Raw genomic sequence first — 19272 nt, forward strand, 5'->3', positions numbered from 1 at the left:
CCAGCACCCTCGCCTGCTGCGGGCGGCTCCAGCAGCCGCCCGCAGCAGCGCTGCCTACGCGAAGGCGTAGTGGCAGGAGTTACCGCCACCCGGGTTCGGGTAGATGCTGGAGTACGACCACAGGCCCCCGGACTTCCAAGGGCTACGGACGAGCTCGTGCGGTGTCTTGACGCTCGACCGGTGAGTCTTGCTGGCGTGGTAGTAGTTCGACTCCAGGATCATCGTCGTGTACTGCCAGTACCACTTGCCACCGTCTCGGTACTCCAGCCCTGCAGCCGCCGGACCGGCGGTGCCGAGTCCCATACCCACGGCCAGGGCGACGGTGCACACCGCCGTGATGATCTTCCTCATGGCTGTCCCCCATCAGTCATGCGCCACCCCCATTGACGACGCGGAGCAGAGGCTAGCCCCGAGCCATACCCGCCCCCCTGATGAGCTCACATCCTGGACAATCCAGTCGTCACCCCTGGTAGAAAGCAGGGGCGCGCGGCGTCGGCGAGAAGCCGTACGCCACGCGCCCCGCGCGGTGCTCGATCTGTCAGCGGTAGTCGCCGAAGTCCAGGTCCTCGAGCGGGATCGCCTCGCCGGAGCCCATGCCGAGCGCCGGGAAGTCGATCTCGTCGTAGCCGAAGCTCGGGTAGAGCTCCGTCTTGGCCTGCTCGGTCGGCTCGACCTGGACCTTGGTGTACCGGGGAAGACCGGTACCGGCCGGGATGAGCTTACCGATGATGACGTTCTCCTTGAGGCCGAGGAGCGGGTCGCGACGACCGCTCATCGACGCCTCGGTGAGCACGCGCGTCGTCTCCTGGAAGGAGGCCGCCGACAGCCACGAGTCCGTCGCGAGCGACGCCTTCGTGATGCCCATCAGCTCGGGACGGCCGGAGGCCGGCTGGCCACCCTCCGCCACCGCGCGACGGTTCGCGTCCTCGAAGCGGCCGCGCTCGGCGAGCTCGCCCGGCAGGAGGTGCGAGTCGCCCGAGTCGAGCACGGTCACGCGACGCAGCATCTGCCTCACGATGACCTCGATGTGCTTGTCGTGGATGTCCACGCCCTGGGAGCGGTAGACCTCCTGGACCTCGTCCACCAGGTGCTTCTGCGTGGCGCGCGGGCCGAGGATGCGCAGGACCTTCTTGGGGTCCACCGCGCCCTGGACGAGCTGCGTGCCGACGTTCACGTGGTCGCCGTCCTGCACGAGCAGGCGGGCACGCTTCGTCACCGGGTACGCGATCTCCTCCGAGCCGTCGTCCGGCGTGAGGACCAGACGGCGCGAGCGCTCCGAGTCGTCGATCGCGATGCGGCCCGAGAACTCCGCGATGGGCGCCTCACCCTTGGGGGTGCGGGCCTCGAAGAGCTCCGTGACACGCGGCAGACCCTGCGTGATGTCGTCCGCGGAGGCGACACCACCGGTGTGGAAGGTACGCATCGTCAGCTGGGTGCCCGGCTCACCGATCGACTGGGCGGCGATGATGCCGACCGCCTCGCCGATGTCGACGAGCTTGCCCGTGGCGAGCGACCGCCCGTAGCACTTGGCGCACGTGCCGACGCGCGACTCGCACGTGAGGACCGAGCGGACCTTGGCCTCACGGACGCCCGCGGCCACCGCGGCGTCGATGAGGACGTCGCCCGCGTCGTCGCCGGCCTTGCCGACGACGTTGCCGTCGGGGTCGACCAGGTCGGCCGCGAGGGTGCGCGAGTAGACGCTCGTCTCCACCTTCGGGTGGCGCACGAGCTTGCCCGCGAGCTCCTCCGCGATCGGCAGGGTCAGGCCGCGCTCGGTGCCGCAGTCCTCCTCGCGGACGATGACGTCCTGCGACACGTCCACGAGACGACGCGTGAGGTAGCCCGAGTCGGCGGTCCGCAGAGCGGTGTCCGCCAGACCCTTGCGGGCGCCGTGCGTCGCGATGAAGTACTCGAGGACGGACAGGCCCTCGCGGTAGTTGGACTTGATCGGGCGCGGGATGATCTCGCCCTTCGGGTTCGCCACGAGACCGCGCATACCGGCGATCTGACGGACCTGCATCCAGTTACCACGGGCACCCGAGCCGACCATGCGGTACACGGTGTTCCGGTCGTTCGCCTCGAGGTTCTCGCGCATGACGGAGGCGACCTTGTCCGTCGCCTGGGTCCAGATCTCGATGAGCTCCTGACGGCGCTCGTCGTCCGTGATGAGACCACGGTCGTACTGCTGCTGGACCTTGAGCGCGCGCTCCTCGTGCTGCTCGAGGATGACGGCCTTCTCCTTGGGCGTCGCCACGTCGGAGATCGCGATCGTCACGCCCGAGCGGGTCGCCCAGCGGAAGCCGGCGGCCTTCAGCGCGTCGAGCGACGCCGCGACCTCGACCTTCGGGTAGCGCTCCGCGAGCTCGTTGACGATCGCCGAGAGGCGCTTCTTGTCGACGACCGAGTTCACGTACGGGTAGTCGACGGGGAGCGTCTCGTTGAACAGCGCGCGACCGAGCGTGGTGTCGAAGAGGATCGGCTGACCCTCCTCCCAGCCCTCGGGCGCCTCGAAGCCGGAGACCGGCGGGACGAGGTCCGTCGTGCGGATCTTCACCTCGGCGTTCAGGTCCAGGGTGCCCTGGTCGAACGCCATGATCGCCTCGGCCACCGAGCCGAACGCGCGGCCCTCGCCCTCGGCGCCCTTGCGGTCGCTCGTCAGGTGGTACAGACCGATGATCATGTCCTGCGAGGGCATGGTCACCGGACGGCCGTCCGACGGCTTGAGGATGTTGTTGCTCGAGAGCATGAGGATGCGGGCCTCGGCCTGCGCCTCCGCGCTCAGGGGCAGGTGGACGGCCATCTGGTCACCGTCGAAGTCCGCGTTGAACGCGGCGCACACGAGCGGGTGCAGGTGGATCGCCTTGCCCTCGACGAGCTGCGGCTCGAACGCCTGGATGCCCAGGCGGTGCAGCGTCGGCGCACGGTTGAGCAGCACCGGGTGCTCGGTGATGACCTCTTCGAGCACGTCCCACACGACCGGGCGGGCACGCTCGACCATGCGCTTGGCGCTCTTGATGTTCTGCGCGTGGTTGAGGTCCACGAGCCGCTTCATGACGAACGGCTTGAACAGCTCGAGCGCCATCTGCTTCGGCAGGCCGCACTGGTGCAGCTTGAGCTGCGGGCCGACGACGATGACCGAACGGCCCGAGTAGTCGACACGCTTGCCGAGCAGGTTCTGACGGAAACGACCCTGCTTGCCCTTGAGCATGTCCGAGATGGACTTGAGCGGGCGGTTGCCCGGACCGGTGACCGGACGACCACGGCGACCGTTGTCGAACAGCGAGTCCACGGCCTCCTGGAGCATCCGCTTCTCGTTGTTGACGATGATCTCCGGGGCGCCCAGGTCGAGCAGACGCTTGAGGCGGTTGTTCCGGTTGATCACGCGGCGGTACAGGTCGTTCAGGTCGCTCGTCGCGAAGCGGCCACCGTCGAGCTGCACCATCGGGCGCAGGTCCGGCGGGATGACCGGGACGGCGTCGAGCACCATGCCGGTGGGCGAGTTCGTCGTGGTGAGGAACGCGTTGACGACCTTGAGTCGCTTGAGGGCACGCGTCTTGCGCTGGCCCTTGCCCGAGCGGATGGTCTCGCGCAGGGACTCGGCCTCCGCCTCCAGGTCGAAGTCCTGGAGACGCTTCTGGATCGCCGCGGCGCCCATCGAGCCCTCGAAGTACGTGCCGTAGCGGTCCTGCAGGGCGCGGTAGAGCATCTCGTCGCCCTCGAGGTCGGCGACCTTGAGGTTCTTGAAGCGGTCCCACACCTGGTCGAGGCGGTCGAGCTGGGCGTCCGCACGCTTGCGGATCTGCGCCATCTCGCGCTCGGCCGAGTCACGGACCTTGCGGCGCGCGTCGGCCTTCGCACCCTCGGCCTCGAGCTCGGCCAGGTCGGCCTCGAGCTTCTGGGCGCGGGAGTTGATGTCGTTGTCGCGGGCGTCCGCGATCTCCTTCTTCTCCAGGTCGATCTCGTTCTGGAGGTTGGGGAGGTCTTCCTGCCGACCCTCGTCGTCGACCGACGTGATCATGTACGCCGCGAAGTAGATGACCTTCTCCAGGTCCTTCGGGGCGAGGTCGAGCAGGTAGCCGAGGCGCGACGGCACGCCCTTGAAGAACCAGATGTGCGTGACGGGCGCGGCGAGCTCGATGTGGCCCATGCGCTCACGACGCACCTTCGAGCGCGTCACCTCGACGCCGCAGCGCTCGCAGATGATGCCCTTGAAGCGCACGCGCTTGTACTTGCCGCAGTAGCACTCCCAGTCCCGGGTGGGGCCGAAGATCTTCTCGCAGAAGAGTCCGTCCTTCTCGGGCTTGAGGGTGCGGTAGTTGATGGTCTCGGGCTTCTTCACCTCACCGTGCGACCACGCACGGATGTCGTCGGCCGTGGCCAGGCCGATACGCAGCTCGTCGAAGACGTTGACGTCGAGCAAGTTGTCCTACTTCCTTCGCCTGCCGGGACCGGCCGTGGCCGGCCCCGACGCCAAAAAGACGGTTGGTGTGGGGGTCGTCGGTGGGAGCAGGGTGACCCGCTCCCACCTGCCCGAGATCAGATCTCGTCGATGCTGGACGCCGCGTTGGGGCGGCGCGACAGGTCGATGCCGAGCTCTTCGGCTGCGCGGTACACGTCGTCGTCCGACTCCCGCATCTCGATGGACACGCCGTCGCTCGAGAGCACCTCGACGTTCAGGCAGAGCGACTGCATCTCCTTGAGGAGGACCTTGAAGGACTCCGGGATGCCCGAGTCGGGGATGTTCTCGCCCTTGACGATCGCCTCGTAGACCTTGACGCGACCGGGCACGTCGTCCGACTTGATCGTGAGGAGCTCCTGCAGCGTGTAGGCCGCGCCGTACGCCTCGAGGGCCCACACCTCCATCTCGCCGAAGCGCTGACCACCGAACTGCGCCTTACCACCCAGCGGCTGCTGCGTGATCATCGAGTACGGGCCAGTCGAGCGCGCGTGGATCTTGTCGTCGACCAGGTGGTGGAGCTTGAGGATGTACATGTAGCCCACCGACACGGCCTCGGGGAACGGCTCGCCGGAGCGGCCGTCGAAGAGGCGCGCCTTGCCGTCGGCGCCGACCATGCGGTCGCCGTCGCGGTTCGGGATCGTCGTCGAGAGCAGGCCCGTGAGCGCGTCCTCGTGGACGCCGTCGAACACCGGGGTCGCGACCGGACGACCGGGCTCGGACGTCGCGGCGATCTCCGGGACGTTCTCCCGCCAGGCAGTAGAGCCCTTGCCCGCTGAGTCGTCGGCCAGCGAGATGTCCCAGCCCTGCTTCGCGACCCACCCGAGGTGCGTCTCGAGGACCTGGCCGACGTTCATACGACCGGGGACGCCCAGCGGGTTGAGGACGACGTCGACCGGCGTCCCGTCCGCGAGGAACGGCATGTCCTCGACGGGCAGGATCTTGGAGATGACGCCCTTGTTGCCGTGACGGCCGGCGAGCTTGTCACCGTCCGTGATCTTGCGGCGCTGCGCGATGTAGACGCGCACGAGCTGGTTCACGCCCGCGGGCAGCTCGTCGCCGTCCTCGCGGTTGAACTCGCGCACGCCGATGACCGTGCCGGACTCGCCGTGGGGCACCTTGAGGGACGTGTCGCGCACCTCGCGCGCCTTCTCGCCGAAGATCGCGCGGAGCAGGCGCTCCTCCGGGGTCAGCTCGGTCTCGCCCTTCGGGGTGACCTTGCCGACCAGGACGTCGCCCGCGCCGACCTCGGCGCCGATGCGGATGATGCCGCGCTCGTCGAGGTCCGCGAGGACGTCCTCGGAGACGTTCGGGATGTCCCGCGTGATCTCCTCCGGGCCGAGCTTGGTGTCGCGCGCGTCGACCTCGTGCTCCTCGATGTGGATCGAGGAGAGCACGTCGTCCTGCACGAGACGCTGGCTGAGGATGATCGCGTCCTCGTAGTTGTGGCCCTCCCACGACATGAACGCCACGAGGAGGTTGCGGCCGAGCGCGAGCTCGCCCTCGTCCGTCGCCGGGCCGTCCGCGAGGACGGAGCCGGGCTCGATGCGCTGGCCCTCGTCGACGAGCACGCGCTGGTTGTAGCTCGTGCCCTGGTTGGAGCGGCGGAACTTCGCGATCCGGTAGCTGCCGGTCGTGCCGTCGTCGTTCGCGACGAGCACGAGGTCGGCCGAGACCTCCGTGACGACACCGGGCTTCGTCGCGACGACGACGTCGCCCGCGTCGACCGCCGCGCGCCACTCCATGCCGGTCCCGACGAGCGGGGCCTCGGAGCGGACCAGCGGCACGGCCTGGCGCTGCATGTTCGCACCCATGAGGGCGCGGTTGGCGTCGTCGTGCTCGAGGAACGGGATGAGCGCGGTCGCGACCGACACCATCTGGCGCGGGGAGACGTCCATGTAGTCGACCTGCGCGCCCGGGACGATCTCGACCTCGCCACCCTTGGTGCGCACGAGCACGCGCTCGTCCGCGAAGGAGCCGTCGGCGTTGAGCACCTGGTTCGCCTGCGCGATGACGTGGCGGTCCTCGTCGTCGGCCGTGAGGTAGACGACCTCGTCGGTCACCTTGCCGGCCGTGACCTTGCGGTACGGCGTCTCGATGAAGCCGAACGGGTTGATGCGCCCGTAGGAGGCGAGCGAGCCGATCAGGCCGATGTTCGGGCCTTCCGGCGTCTCGATCGGGCACATGCGGCCGTAGTGCGACGGGTGGACGTCACGGACCTCCATGCCGGCGCGGTCGCGCGACAGACCACCCGGGCCGAGGGCCGAGAGACGACGCTTGTGCGTCAGGCCCGCGAGCGGGTTGTTCTGGTCCATGAACTGCGAGAGCTGCGACGTGCCGAAGAACTCGCGGATGGACGCCACGACCGGGCGGATGTTGATGAGCGTCTGCGGCGTGATCGCCTCGACGTCCTGCGTCGTCATGCGCTCGCGCACGACGCGCTCCATCCGGGACAGGCCCGTGCGGACCTGGTTCTGGATGAGCTCGCCGACGGCGCGGATGCGGCGGTTGCCGAAGTGGTCGATGTCGTCCGTCTCGACGCGCACCTCGACGGCCTCGCCGTTCCGGGTACCCGGGATGGCGGCGTGGTCGGCGTGCAGGGCCGCGAGGTACTTGATCGTCGCGACGACGTCCGAGACCGACAGCGTGGAGTCGCTGAGCGGCGCGTCGATGCCGAGCTTCTTGTTCGCCTTGTAGCGGCCGACCTTCGCGAGGTCGTAGCGCTTGGGGTTGAAGTAGAAGTTCTCGAGCAGCGCGCGGCCGGCCTCGACGGTCGGCGGCTCGCCCGGGCGGATCTTGCGGTACAGGTCGACGAGGGCCTCGTCCTGGGTGTGGACGTGGTCCTTCTCGAGCGTGTCGAGCACGGACGGGAAGTCCGCGAACTGCTCGCGGATCTCGGACTCCGTGAGGCCGAGCGCCTTGAGCAGCACGGTCACGGACTGCTTGCGCTTGCGGTCGACGCGCACGCCGACGGCGTCGCGCTTGTCGATCTCGAACTCGAGCCAGGCGCCGCGCGACGGGATGATCTTCGCGGAGAAGATGTCCTTGTCGCTCGTCTTGTCGGCCGCGCGCTCGAAGTAGACGCCGGGCGAGCGGACGAGCTGGGAGACGACGACGCGCTCGGTGCCGTTGATGATGAACGTGCCGCGCTCGGTCATGAGCGGGAAGTCGCCCATGAAGACCGTCTGGCTCTTGATCTCACCGGTGTTGTAGTTGACGAACTCCGCGGTGACGAAGAGCGGCGCGGCGTACGTGAAGTCCTTCTCCTTGCACTCGTCGGCCGTGTACTTCGGCGGCTCGAAACGGTGGTTGGAGAACGAGAGCGACATCGAGGACCCGAAGTCCTCGATCGGGGAGATCTCCTCGAAGATCTCCTCGAGACCCGACGTCGAGGGCACGTCCTGGCGGCCGGCCGCGGCCGCGGCGGCGACACGCGCCTGCCACGCCTCGTTGCCGAGGAGCCAGTCGAAGCTCTCGGTCTGGAGGCCCAGCAGGTCGGGGACCTCGAGGGGCTCGTAGATCTTGGCGAAGGAGAGGCGACGCGATGCGGTGCGGTTCGCGATGGCGTCGGCGGTCGGAGCAGAAGGGGTGCGCGAGGCAGCCAAGAGGGGTCCTTCCCTGCAGATCGAAAGAACGCTGCACCGCCGGGCTGGACACGATCACCGCCGCCACGACACCTCGCGGACGCGCACGTACGTCGACGAGGGGGTCGGGGGTATATGAGATCGGGGGCACAGGACAGCGCAAAGCGTGAGCATACCCCAAAGAGGCATCGCCATACAACCCCGGGGCGCGCTCCCCCGCCCGGCACGGACGCGGGGCGTCCCACCGGCACTCGCGCGGGCCTCGTCGCCCGCCATCGACCCGTCGGACGGGTCGCGAACCTTGCTGGTGCCGACCTCGCTGTCCTGCGTCGTCGACCCGCACATGGTGGCACACTCGTGGCCGTTCCGTGAAGCCGGTGCGACCGCCCGGCTGCCCGACGACGTCCCGCACCCACCCTCCCGGCCCGCCCTCGCCGTCGGACGGCGGGAAGACGACGAGGCCCGCACCCCGGGTGGGGTGCGGGCCTCGTGCGGCGTGCTGGCCGGCCCCGTCAGGACGGGACCGGCGAGATCACTTGAGGGTGACCGTGGCGCCGGCGCCCTCGAGGGCAGCCTTGGCCTTCTCGGCCGTCTCCTTGTTCGCGCCCTCCAGGACCGGCTTCGGGGCACCGTCCACGAGGTCCTTGGCCTCCTTCAGGCCGAGGGACGTGAGCGCGCGCACCTCCTTGATGACCTGGATCTTCTTGTCGCCGGCAGCCTCGAGGATGACGTCGAACTCGTCCTTCTCCTCCTCGGCCGGGGCGTCGCCCGAGCCACCCGCGGGGGCGGCGACCGCGACGGCGGCGGGGGCGGCGGCGGTGACCTCGAAGGTCTCCTCGAAGGCCTTCACGAACTCGTTGAGCTCGATGAGGGTGAGCTCCTTGAACTGCTCGATGAGCTCGTCGGTGCTGAGCTTCGCCATGATGGCGTTCCTTTCGGTCGGTGCTCGGCAGCGGCCCGGTGCGGGCCTGCCAGAAGCGGGGTGTGTGCTTGCGCTGCGTGGATCACGAGACCGGGGCGAGCCCCGGGCGCGGGATCAGGCGGCAGCGCCCTCCGATTCCTGCTTCTGACGCAGGGCATCGATGACGCGGGCGGCCTGGGCGGTGTTCGCGGTGAAGACGTAGGCAGCCTGGAAGAGCTTGGCCTTCATCGCGCCGGCCGCCTTGGCCAGCAGGACCTCGCGGGACTCGAGGTCCGCGAGCTTCGTGACCTCCGCGGCGGTCAGGGGGCGCCCGTCGAGGACACCGCCCTTGATGACCAGTGCGGGGTTCGCCTTGGCGAAGTCACGCAGACCCTTGGCAGCCTCGACCGGGTCCCCGGTGACGAAGGCGATTGCCGACGGGCCCTGCAGGTCGGCGTCGAGTCCCTCGACACCGGCCTCCTTGGCCGCGATGGCGGTCAGCGTGTTCTTCACCACGGCGTAGGTTGCGTTGCCGCTGAGCGACCGACGCAGCTGCTTGAGCTGCGCGACGGTGAGCCCGCGGTACTCGGTCAGCACGGCAGCGTTCGAGTCGCGGAACTTGTCCGAGATCTCGGCGACTGCGGCTGCCTTGTCCGGCCTCGCCATGGCAATCCTTCCGGTGGTGGTACCACCGGCGTCCGTCCCGGAACGAGAAAGAGCCCCGCGCAGGCGCGGGGCTCGCAATCGCACGCACGGCGGGGCCGGGCGGACGTCGTCGATTCGCTACCTGCGCTGGCCTCCACCTCGTGGTGGGACTTCGATCCGTCACGTCCTGCAGACGGAGTCTGCGGGCAGCGTCGGACGACCGGCGGTCTTGGGTACACGCCCATCGTACGGGACGTCGGCACGTGCTCCAAACCGCGGTCGTCCGCGACGGCATCTCCGCCGCACGGTCAGAGCACCAGGGGGCCGAAGCAGACGAGCGGGACGGGCTCGGGCTCGTCGGCGACGGCGCGGGCGAGCGCCGTCCCCGGCATCGCGCCGTCGCGCAGCTCGGCGTGGAGCGACGGCATGACGCGCGCGGCGACGTCGTCGCGCAACGGGGCCACGCTCGCGACCACGGCGCGCGCGCCGAGCCGCAGCAGGACGCTCGTCAGGCCGAGCGACTCGCCGCCGATGCGCGGCGTCGAGAGCCCCACCTCGCACGCGGACAGGACGACGACGACGCCGTGCAGGTCGATGCCGTCGAGCTCGTGCGCGAACAGCGGCCCGTCGGCGAGCCGGAGCGAGGAGAAGAGCGGGTTGTCGGTCTCGTGCGTCCCGTGCGCCGCGAGGTGGACGACCCCCGCCGTCCGGAGCCCGTCGACCACGGCCTCGCACGTGGCGTCCTCGCCCGCGAGCGCGTCCGACCCCTCCCAGACGGACGCGACGAGCTTGGCCTCCGCGCTCGAGAACCGCAGCCCGGGGCCGGCGACGACGAGCGCCTCGTCGGCGCGCCGTGTCGGTTCGCCGATCCGCAGGTCCACCCACGAGTTGGCCCACGTCCGCAGACCCCGACGTGACGGCAGCGACGCCCACGGGAGCGCGAGCAGCAGGTCGCGCGCCGCGACGTGCAGGTCGCCGTCCGCCTCGAGGGGTGCGACCAGCGCCTCGTCGAGAGCGGTCAGGGTGCGCGTGAGCGACGCGACGGCCGCCTCGCGCATCGGGACGGGGATGAGCACGTTCGACAGCACCGCGAAGTCGGCGCGGGCACGGCGTACCTGCTCGGCGACCGTCGTGCGCCGCGCGAGCCGCACGAGCCGCGTCCCCTCGGCGGAGACACGGACCGCGCGCACGTCGTCGCCGTCGAGCACGAGGTCGGCGACGACGGCGTCGGAGCCCGCCGCGGAGAGCCCCGCACGGAGGCGGCGCTCCGTCGCGGCGACCGGGGTCGCCGCCCCTCCGCCGTGCTGCCACGCGCGACGTCGGGCGTCGTCCTGCAGCCGACGCGCTGCCCGCAGGTGGTCCTGTCGTCGAGCGAGGTACGCCGGGTCCGAGGGGGCACCGAGAGCACGTGCCGCCTCGACCTCGCGACGCGCCGAGGCGAGGAGGTCCGCGAGGACCGGGTCCGACGGCGGTCGCACGCGGCCGGTGCCCGCGAACGCCGCACGACCGCGCTCGACCGCGTCGAAGATGGTCCCCGGTCGCCGCGTCCGGAGCGCCGCGTCCACGTCGACGTTGCCGAGCCGGACCCCGTGCACCGCCGACGCGGTCACGGCGTCCACGGAGCCGAGCCGTGCACGGTGCTCGGCGAGGGCGGACTGGCCGCGGCGCACGGCCCGGACGCCACCCCGGCGGTCCCCGGCCGCGAACGCGAGCTGGGCGAGCACGGCCTCGTGCTGCAGGCGCACGGGGAGCGGCGCCCGGTCGAGCCGTGCGGGGACGAGCGCGAGGACGTCTCGTGCGGCGGGCACGTCGCCCGCGGACACGAGCCACTCGGCCGCTAGGAGCTGCGCCGGGATCGTCACGCCGAGTCCGGCGACGCCGCCGAGAGTTTCGCCCTCGCGCGCGAGGTCGAGAGCCCACGTGGCGTGGCGCCGTGCCGTCGTCGGCGTCACGGCGTCCGCGCGGTGCTCCGTGAGCGCCGCCTGCAGCTCGGCGACCCGGGCACGCAGCATCCACGGGGCGTTCCCGAGCCGGTCGAACCGGCGCGACGCCGACCGGGCCAGACGGCGGGCGTCGGCGTACCGCCGCAGACCGAGGACGACCCGCGACCGCACGAGCTCGACCTCGGCAAGGTCGCGCAGCATGCGGTACCGGGAGAGCTGCGCGCGCGCCTCCCCCAGCGCGTCGTCGGCCTCGGTCAGCAGACCGGCGTCGAGCAGCACCTGGGCGCGGTCGATGAGCCCGACGGCGGCGTGCCGGTCCGGCGCCTGCTCGGCGGCCTCGTCCATCGCACGGAGTGCGACGGGGAGATCACCACGGAGGTACTCCGCGTACCCCAGGTTGTGACGTGCCTTGGAGACGAGGAGGTCGTCCCCGAGGGCACTCCCCCGGCGCACGGCGTCGTCCAGGTCGCGGCTCGCTCCCTCCGCGTCGCCGAGCTCGAGGCGCAGCGACCCGAGGTTCAGCATGAGCACCGCGGCGTCGAGAGGGCGCGCGTCGTCGACGACGTCGACCGCCGTCTCCATCTCGACGAGCGCCGCCGTGACGTCGCCGGACCGCAGCCGCAGGAGCCCGCGCTGCGAACGCACGACGAAGGCGAGCTCGCGCATCGCCAGCACAGCACCGCGTTCCTCGACCTCGGCGAGACGCTCGTACGCGCCGTCGACGTCGCCTGTGAGCTCGAACTCGGAGAGCGCAAGACCGAGGAGAGCGCGCGCAGCGACGTACGCGTCGCCCCTCCCCGCACCCTCGCCCGCGGCGTCGACCTCACGGACGATCTCCTCGAACGCGCGGCTCGCGCGGTGGTGCTGCCCACGTGCGTTGATCGCCTGCGCGGCAGCCAGACGGGAATCGAGCGTGGCCTGGCCGCTGCGCACCACCACTCATCACCTCATGCGTCGTCACCCGGGGTCGGGACCAGACCCGTCGCCAGGGTAATGGACGGCCAGAGCCATGCGCAGCGTTCCGGCGCTCCCTTGCCCGGCTCCAGTGCACCCGGTTCGGTGGGGTCGTCGCCGATGCGCTCGAGGAGCGAGGCCGCGAGCTCACCCGCGAGGACCGGTGCGGCGAAGGACGTCCCGCTCCACGTCGCGAACCCACCCTGGAAGCCTTCGGGGTCGATCGTGGCTCGGAAGCCCGGCCCCCACAGCTCCTGCACGTGCCGCGACGGGGCGACGGCGCCGTCGATCGTCGGCGGGACCGTCGACACGAGCGACGCACCTGGCCGGGTGCAGGTGATCCACGGGCCGTCGTTGCTGAAGAGCGCGACCGTCTTGTCGGGGTTCTCGGCGCCCACGGTCAGCACGGGGGGCTCGTCCAGCCGGAGCGTCACTCCCTCGAGGGGCACAGGAGGACTCACCTTCCGGTCGATCCGCGGCGCGAAGGCGGCCGGGTACGTCGGTCGCGTCTGGCCGTCGTTCCCGGACGAGACGACGACGACGACCCCGTAGCGGCGCAGGGCTCGAACGAGCGCACCGAACGGGGCGTCGAAGTCGGCGTCCTCCGGGCGCTCGTGGTAGTAGCCGAGCGACAGCACCAGGACGTCGATCGGTGCGTATCCCTCACGCCCGGACAAGCCGAGGACGTGCCAGAGCAGGACACGGCGCAGGGTCCGCAGGAGGTCGCGCTCCGGGACGACGCCAGACCCTCCGTAGAGCCGGGGCGCCAGGATCACGGCGTCCGGGCAGAGCTGGTGCACGAGCCCCGCGATGAAGGTCCCGTGGCCCGCCACCGGGTCGAGCGGTCCCGTGAGGGGCGAGACCGACACGCCACCGATCTCCGGGTCCTCGTAGGGGTACTCCGTCGGAGGAAGCGTCGAGAGCGGCTGCCCGAGCAGCTCCGGGTCCCGCACCACGACGGCCCCGCGTGTCTCCAGGTCGTCGTCGAACCACGGATGCTCGCCGACGCCCGTGTCGAGGACCGCGACGACGGGCCGACGGACGCCGTCACCCGAGACGTAGGGGGTCTTGCCCGCGGTCAGCGTCCGGCGCGGCACCGGGCCGATCCAGCTCACCGGGGTCCGCCCGCCCGACCCGGGCAGCGCGTACTCGGCCGTCCCCGCGGCGAAGGGATGGGGCTGGGTGTAGGGATGCGGCTGCGTGTACGGGTGGGGCTGGGTGTAGGGATGCGGCTGCGTGTACGGGTGCGGCTGCGTGTACGGGAACGGCTGCGTGTAGGGCTGACCGCCGATGAACGGCGTGGGCGCGATCATGTGGTCGAGGGCGAGCCGCGGGCTGCACCCGTCGTCGGGGCACAGCCGCCCGCGCAGCTCCTCGATCAGCCCCCAGGCGTCGGGGAGCGCACCCTGCCTGTCGTCGCGGTAGTGCAGGCGCACGGAGTAGCCGAACGTCTTGAGCAGGTCGCGCGTCGTCTCGGGGTCGAGGTCGGCCTCACGCACGAGCTCGGCGTCCTCGAGGCTCTCGTCCTGCACCTCGACCCGCAGTCCGCGGTCGGCCGCCGCGCGCTCGAGCCAGCGGAGCGAGCGGTTGCCCTCGCGGTCGAACGGCGACTCGGGGATGAGGATGCGGTCGCCGACGTACCACGTCGGGTGCGGGGACTGCTTCCCCGCACGGCGCTGCGCGCTGACCGGGTCGATGGTGCGCGTCCGCCACTGGAGCCGGTTCGGCCGGTCGCCGTAGTAGCCCGGGCCGGTCACGTCGACGGGGGGTTCGGGGGTCTCGCTCACGTGCTCCTCCTTGAGGGATGGCGTTCAGTCGGTGCCGCGGGCGTCGACATCGACGAGCAGCGGCTCGCGCACGGGTGCGCGGAGAGGGATGGGTGCAGGACGTCGTCGCGCCGCGGGCGAGGGGTCGCCCGCGGCGCGACGACGACTACAGCTCGATGACGGGGGTGCTCACGGCGCCGGCGGCGCCGTCCGCACGGCGGACGACGAGGCTCGCCGGGCCGCGGTCGACCGCGTCGAAGGCGAAGCGTCCGTCGTCGTCGCTCGTCGTCTCGCTCACGCTGCCGGGGCGGTGCAGCTCGACGCGCAGCGCGGTGGCCGGGGCGGCCCAGCCGTCGATGCGGATGCGCCCGTCGTCGGTCGCCGACAGCGAGATCATGACCGTGACGGACTCGGACGTGAACGTGATGGTGCGCGCCTCGACGGGAGGCGCGTCGCCCCGCACGGACATCTCGGGGACCTGGACGTACTCCAGCTCCATGACCTCGGCCTCGAGGCCGGCGAGGGTGATCGCGAACAGCGACCGCTCGACGAGGCCGTCGGGGACGGGGTCGATCTCCTCCGCGATGCGCGCCAGCTCGGCGAGCAGCGCGAGGTCGACGGCGTCGAGCGGCTCGTCGGGGCTGTGCGTCGGCTCGGTGCTCATGATGCTTCCCACGATTCCCCCTGGTCGTCGATGATGTCGCGCAGCTTGGCGAGGCAGCGCCCGCGCGTGGAGCCGATGCTCCCCACCGGCATGCCGATGGCGGCCGAGATGGCCTTGTAGTCGGGTCGGTCGGCGAGCGACACGAGCCGAAGCAGCCGCCGGCAGCGGTCCGGCAGCTGGTCCAGCGCGGCCCACAGCGTGCGGTCGCGCTCGTTGCGGAGGACCTCGACGTCGGGCGTCGGGTCTCCGGACGGGAGCTCCGGCACGCCCTCGTCGGTGTCGTCGGGGAGCTCGGTCCGACGCCGCGCCTCGTCCCGGTGCTTGCGCACGGCCTCCCACGCGGCGCGCTTGGCCGTGATGAGCAGCCACTTCAGGACGGCGTGCGGCTCCTTGATCGTCATCGCGTTGCGCACGAGCGCGACCCACACCGTCTGGACGATGTCGTCGGCCTGCTCGCGCTCGACACCCTGGGCTCGCACCGTGTGCCAGAGCAGCGGCGTCGCCTCGCGGACGAAGTCGCCCAGGGCGTGGGGGCGACCGTCACGGTACTCGAGGAGCGCGAGCGCGCCCCGGTCCCCCAGGCTCAGGCCCGGTTCGTCGGTGTCCGCCAGCTCGTCGGTGGTTCTGGTCATGGGGGGCACTGTCCTCGGCACGCTCGTCCGGTCAGGCATCAGCGGGGGGTCCCCGGAAATGCCTGATTCTAGGGCCGGGCCGGTGGGGTCGACAACCATAATCACTGGTCACGCCCCTCTCGGCTCGCGCGGCTGGGTCCCATCTCGCTCCTTCGGCACACGGGCGGGAGCGTCGGGCCGACACTCCTCCACCGGGACGAGAGGGACGGATCGCCCGTCTGATACATCCCGCTCCGGGCGAGCTCCGCGCCGGAGGGACCCAGCCGGACGGCGCACCGCTCCGAACCAGGGGCGACGCGCGGAGAGCCCGCGCGACCACAGAGCGGAGAACCCCATGACCTCGTCCCCGAACCGTCTGCTCGCGGCCGTCTTCGGCGCCGTCTACCTGCTGGTCGGCCTCGCCGGCTTCGTCGTCACGTCGGGCGTCGGCTTCGCCGCCACCGAGGGCCGCAACCTCCTGCTGTTCGAGGTGAACCCGCTGCACAACATCGTCCACCTCGGCATCGGGGCGGCGCTGCTGCTCGCGTCACGCAGCGTCCGGGCCGCGCGGGGCACGAACCTCACGATCGGCGCCGTGTACCTCCTCGTCGGAGTCGTGGGGCTGTTCCTCGTCGACACCGGCGCCAACATCATCGCGCTGAACGGCGCCGACAACGTACTGCACCTCGCCAGCGCGCTGCTGCTCCTCGGCGTGGGGCTCGCCGCGGACCGCGAGGACGCGGGCCGCACCGTCACGGCATGACGAGCCCCGTCCCCACCCGGCGCGTCGGCGCCGCGCTCGCGCTGCTCGGTGCCGGGATCGTCGACCTCGGGCTCGTCCGGGGCGGGTCCCCGGCACCGTCCGGCCTGCTCGCGCTGGCCACCGGGACGACGGAGCTGGTCGCCGCGCTCGTGCTCCTCGCACGCCGACCGCGACCCGGTCGCCCGGCGGCGGTCCCGCGCCTCGGCATCGCCCTGCTCCTCGGCGCGACCGTCGCCGGGGTAGCCGCCCCGGTCGCGTCCGGCGTGCCGCTCTCGGCGGGCGCGGCCGCCGCGGCCGTCCTGCGGGTCGCGACCGCATGCGTCCTCGCACGTCCGGCGCGCGTCCCCGCCGACGGCGCCCCGGCGCGCGCCGGGGCGCGGCTCGTCGCGCTGTTCTCGGTCGCGGTCGTGGTCTCGGCGGTCGCGACGTTCGGCCTGGGCGGGACCGAGGCCGCGCAGCACGCCGTGCCGCACGGGGCCCACCTGCCCGCCCTGGGGAACCTGCCCGGCCACGGCGCGGGGCACCACGGCGAGTCCGGCGACGGTCCCTGACACCTGCGCCGGGTACGAGTTCTCCCGTACCGCGAGGCTCGAAGTTCCGGGGAATCCCTCATGTCGCGCGGCAGGCACCAGGCCTAGCGTCGTGACGACCCCTGCACCCACCGCGGGTGCGGACCGGCGGGCCGCGACGTCGCGGCCCGCCCGAGCACGAGGAGCACTTCCGTGAGAACAGTCCTCTCCGGCCGCACGCGCGGCCGCACGGGGCGCGCGCTGCGCGCCCTCGCCACCGTCGTCGCCGCCGCGACCGTCGCCGCGGGCGGCGCCCTCGCCGCCGCGCCCGCGACCGCGGCGCCCGCGCCGGCCGTCGTCGCACCCGCGGCCGCGGCGGCGGGCAGCACGCAGTGGCTCACCGGCTACTGGCACAACTTCGACAACGGCTCGGTGACGATGCGCCTGTCGGAGATCCCGCAGGCGTACAACCTCGTCGCGATCGCCTTCGCCGACAACCTGGCCGGCACGCCGGGCGGCATCACGTTCAACCTCTCGAGCGCCGAGCTCGGCGGCTACACGGAGGCTCAGTTCAAGGCCGACGTCGCGACGATCCGCGCGCAGGGCCGCAAGGTCGTGCTCTCCGTCGGCGGCGAGAAGGGCAACGTCGTCGTCTCCAACGCGACGGAGGCCAAGAACTTCGCGGACACCGCGTACGGGCTCATGCAGAAGTACGGGTTCGACGGCGTCGACATCGACCTCGAGCACGGCATCAACGCGACGTACATGTCGAGCGCGCTGCACCAGCTCTCCGCGAAGGCCGGCCCGGACCTGATCCTCACGATGGCGCCGCAGACGATCGACTACCAGGCGACGAGCATGGGCTACTACCAGCTCACCCTGGCCATCAAGGACATCCTCACGATCGTCAACACGCAGTACTACAACTCGGGCACGATGATGGGCTGCGACCAGAAGGTGTACTCGCAGGCCACGGTGGACTTCCTCACCGCGCTGTCGTGCATCCAGCTCGAGATGGGGCTGCGCCCCGACCAGGTCGGCATCGGTGTCCCCGCCGTGCCGAAGGCCGCCGGCGGCGGCTACCAGCCGCTCGCCAACGTCGTGAAGGCCGTCGACTGCCTCGAGGTCGGCACCGGCTGCGGCGCGTTCAAGCCGGCCACGCCGTACGGCAAGATCGGCGGCGTCATGACCTGGTCGATCAACTGGGACAAGACGAACGGCTACGAGCTCGCGAACGTCATCGGTCAGCGGCTCGCGAGCGGTCCGACCACGCCGACGGACCCCACCGACCCGACGGACCCGACCGACCCGACGGACCCCACCGACCCGACGGACCCGACGGACCCGGGCACCTGCACCGCGCCGGCATGGTCGGCGTCCGCCGTGTACACCGGCGGCAACCGTGTCTCCCACCAGGGCCGCAGCTACGAGGCCAAGTGGTGGACGACGAACGAGAACCCGACGCAGAGCGGGCAGTGGGGGGTCTGGAAGGACCTCGGCACCTGCTGACCTGAGCCGGGGACGACGACGGCGCGGCACCCTCACCAGGTGCCGCGCCGTCGTGCGTGGTGCGGGTGGTGGACCACCCGCGGGAGGACTGCCGTCAGGCGGCGTCGTCCTCGAGCAGCTTCGTCGTCTTGGACTGGTCCAGCGGGATGCCGGGGCCCATCGTCGTCGTCAGCGTGGCCTTGGTGATGTACCGGCCCTTCGAGGACGACGGCTTGAGACGCAGGACCTCTTCGATCGCCGCCGCGTAGTTCTCCACGAGCGCCTTCTCGTCGAACGAGACCTTGCCGATGATGAAGTGCAGGTTCGAGTGCTTGTCGACGCGGAACTCGATCTTGCCGCCCTTGATGTCGGACACGGCCTTCGCCACGTCCATCGTCACGGTGCCGGTCTTCGGGTTCGGCATGAGACCACGGGGACCGAGCACCTTGCCCAGGCGGCCGACCTTGCCCATGAGGTCCGGCGTCGCCACGGCGGCGTCGAAGTCGGTGTAGCCACCGGCGACCTTCTCGATGAGGTCGTCGCCGCCGACCTCGTCGGCACCGGCCGCACGGGCCTCCTCGGCCTTCGCCGCGTTCGCGAAGACGATGACGCGGGCCGTCTTGCCCGTGCCGTGGGGGAGGTTGACCGTGCCGCGGACCATCTGGTCCGCCTTGCGCGGGTCGACACCCAGGCGGAACACGACCTCGACGGTCGCGTCGTACTTCACGGTCGACGTCTCCTTGGCGAGACGGATCGCCTCGAGCGGCGCGTAGAGACGCTCGCGGTCGATCTTCTCCTCGGCGTTGCGGTACGCCTTGCTGCGCGTTGCCATCTGCTTCTCCTTCTGCAGTCGTGGTCAGCGGGTCCGCGCGGACCCTGCCACCGTCGTCCGCAAGGTGCGGATCGACGTCGTGCCCGAGGCCGGCACGCGGTGCGTGCCGGCCTCAGTCCGTCCTCGAGCAGCCGTGAGGGCGCACCGGGGACGAGG

13 protein-coding genes are annotated in these 19272 nt (G+C 71.2%); 3 read left to right on the plus strand and 10 right to left on the minus strand.

Annotated elements, in window-relative coordinates:
- Positions 1-54 precede the first annotated feature (54 nt).
- From FIC82_RS16775 to FIC82_RS16815, 9 genes are all read right to left on the minus strand, one after another.
- Positions 55-351 (minus strand): lactococcin 972 family bacteriocin, encoded by a 297-nt coding sequence (locus FIC82_RS16775; RefSeq protein ID WP_154799247.1) that lies wholly within the window; start codon positions 349-351, stop codon positions 55-57.
- Positions 352-538: 187 nt separating this feature from the next.
- The gene (locus FIC82_RS16780) at positions 539-4420 is read right to left on the minus strand and encodes a DNA-directed RNA polymerase subunit beta' (RefSeq protein ID WP_154799248.1); all 3882 of its coding nucleotides are present in this window, start codon (positions 4418-4420) and stop codon (positions 539-541) included.
- Positions 4421-4536: 116 nt separating this feature from the next.
- Positions 4537-8061, minus strand: a complete 3525-nt coding sequence (rpoB, locus tag FIC82_RS16785; RefSeq protein WP_154799249.1) for a DNA-directed RNA polymerase subunit beta — start codon at positions 8059-8061, stop codon at positions 4537-4539.
- 511 nt (positions 8062-8572) lie between these two features.
- Positions 8573-8962 carry a 50S ribosomal protein L7/L12 gene (rplL, locus tag FIC82_RS16790; RefSeq protein ID WP_021483444.1) on the minus strand — a complete coding sequence of 130 codons (390 nt, stop codon included), beginning with the start codon at positions 8960-8962 and terminating at the stop codon, positions 8573-8575.
- Positions 8963-9076: 114 nt separating this feature from the next.
- Positions 9077-9607, minus strand: a complete 531-nt coding sequence (gene rplJ / locus FIC82_RS16795; protein WP_021483443.1) for a 50S ribosomal protein L10 — start codon at positions 9605-9607, stop codon at positions 9077-9079.
- Positions 9608-9894: 287 nt separating this feature from the next.
- The gene (locus FIC82_RS16800; RefSeq protein ID WP_171445713.1) at positions 9895-12465 is read right to left on the minus strand and encodes a CHAT domain-containing protein; all 2571 of its coding nucleotides are present in this window, start codon (positions 12463-12465) and stop codon (positions 9895-9897) included.
- Positions 12466-12476: 11 nt separating this feature from the next.
- Positions 12477-14270, minus strand: coding sequence for a S8/S53 family peptidase (locus FIC82_RS16805; RefSeq protein ID WP_154799251.1), 1794 nt, complete (start codon positions 14268-14270; stop codon positions 12477-12479).
- 145 nt (positions 14271-14415) lie between these two features.
- On the minus strand, positions 14416-14913 hold the full coding sequence (locus FIC82_RS16810) for a hypothetical protein (RefSeq protein WP_154799252.1): 498 nt from the start codon (positions 14911-14913) through the stop codon (positions 14416-14418).
- Positions 14910-15545: an RNA polymerase sigma factor gene (locus tag FIC82_RS16815; RefSeq protein WP_154799253.1), complete on the minus strand. Its 636-nt coding sequence runs from the start codon at positions 15543-15545 to the stop codon at positions 14910-14912. The genes FIC82_RS16810 and FIC82_RS16815 overlap by 4 nt, the downstream gene beginning before the upstream one ends.
- Positions 15546-15879: 334 nt before the next feature.
- On the opposite strand from FIC82_RS16815, the gene FIC82_RS16820 reads away from it, so the two are divergent.
- From FIC82_RS16820 to FIC82_RS16830, 3 genes are all read left to right on the plus strand, one after another.
- Positions 15880-16287, plus strand: coding sequence for a DUF4383 domain-containing protein (locus FIC82_RS16820; protein ID WP_154799254.1), 408 nt, complete (start codon positions 15880-15882; stop codon positions 16285-16287).
- Complete coding sequence (locus FIC82_RS16825) at positions 16284-16838, plus strand: hypothetical protein (protein ID WP_154799255.1); 555 nt, start codon at positions 16284-16286, stop codon at positions 16836-16838. The genes FIC82_RS16820 and FIC82_RS16825 overlap by 4 nt, the downstream gene beginning before the upstream one ends.
- Positions 16839-17009: 171 nt before the next feature.
- The gene (locus FIC82_RS16830) at positions 17010-18305 is read left to right on the plus strand and encodes a glycosyl hydrolase family 18 protein (RefSeq protein WP_216609923.1); all 1296 of its coding nucleotides are present in this window, start codon (positions 17010-17012) and stop codon (positions 18303-18305) included.
- Between the two features lie 94 nt (positions 18306-18399).
- Here the strand turns inward: FIC82_RS16830 and rplA are convergent, their stop codons facing one another.
- A complete protein-coding gene (gene rplA, locus FIC82_RS16835; protein ID WP_154799256.1) occupies positions 18400-19116 on the minus strand; it encodes a 50S ribosomal protein L1 in 717 nt (238 codons plus the stop codon).
- Positions 19117-19272 lie beyond the last annotated feature (156 nt).

Source organism: Cellulosimicrobium protaetiae (assembly GCF_009708005.2).
In the GTDB taxonomy this organism is placed as follows: domain Bacteria; phylum Actinomycetota; class Actinomycetes; order Actinomycetales; family Cellulomonadaceae; genus Cellulosimicrobium; species Cellulosimicrobium protaetiae.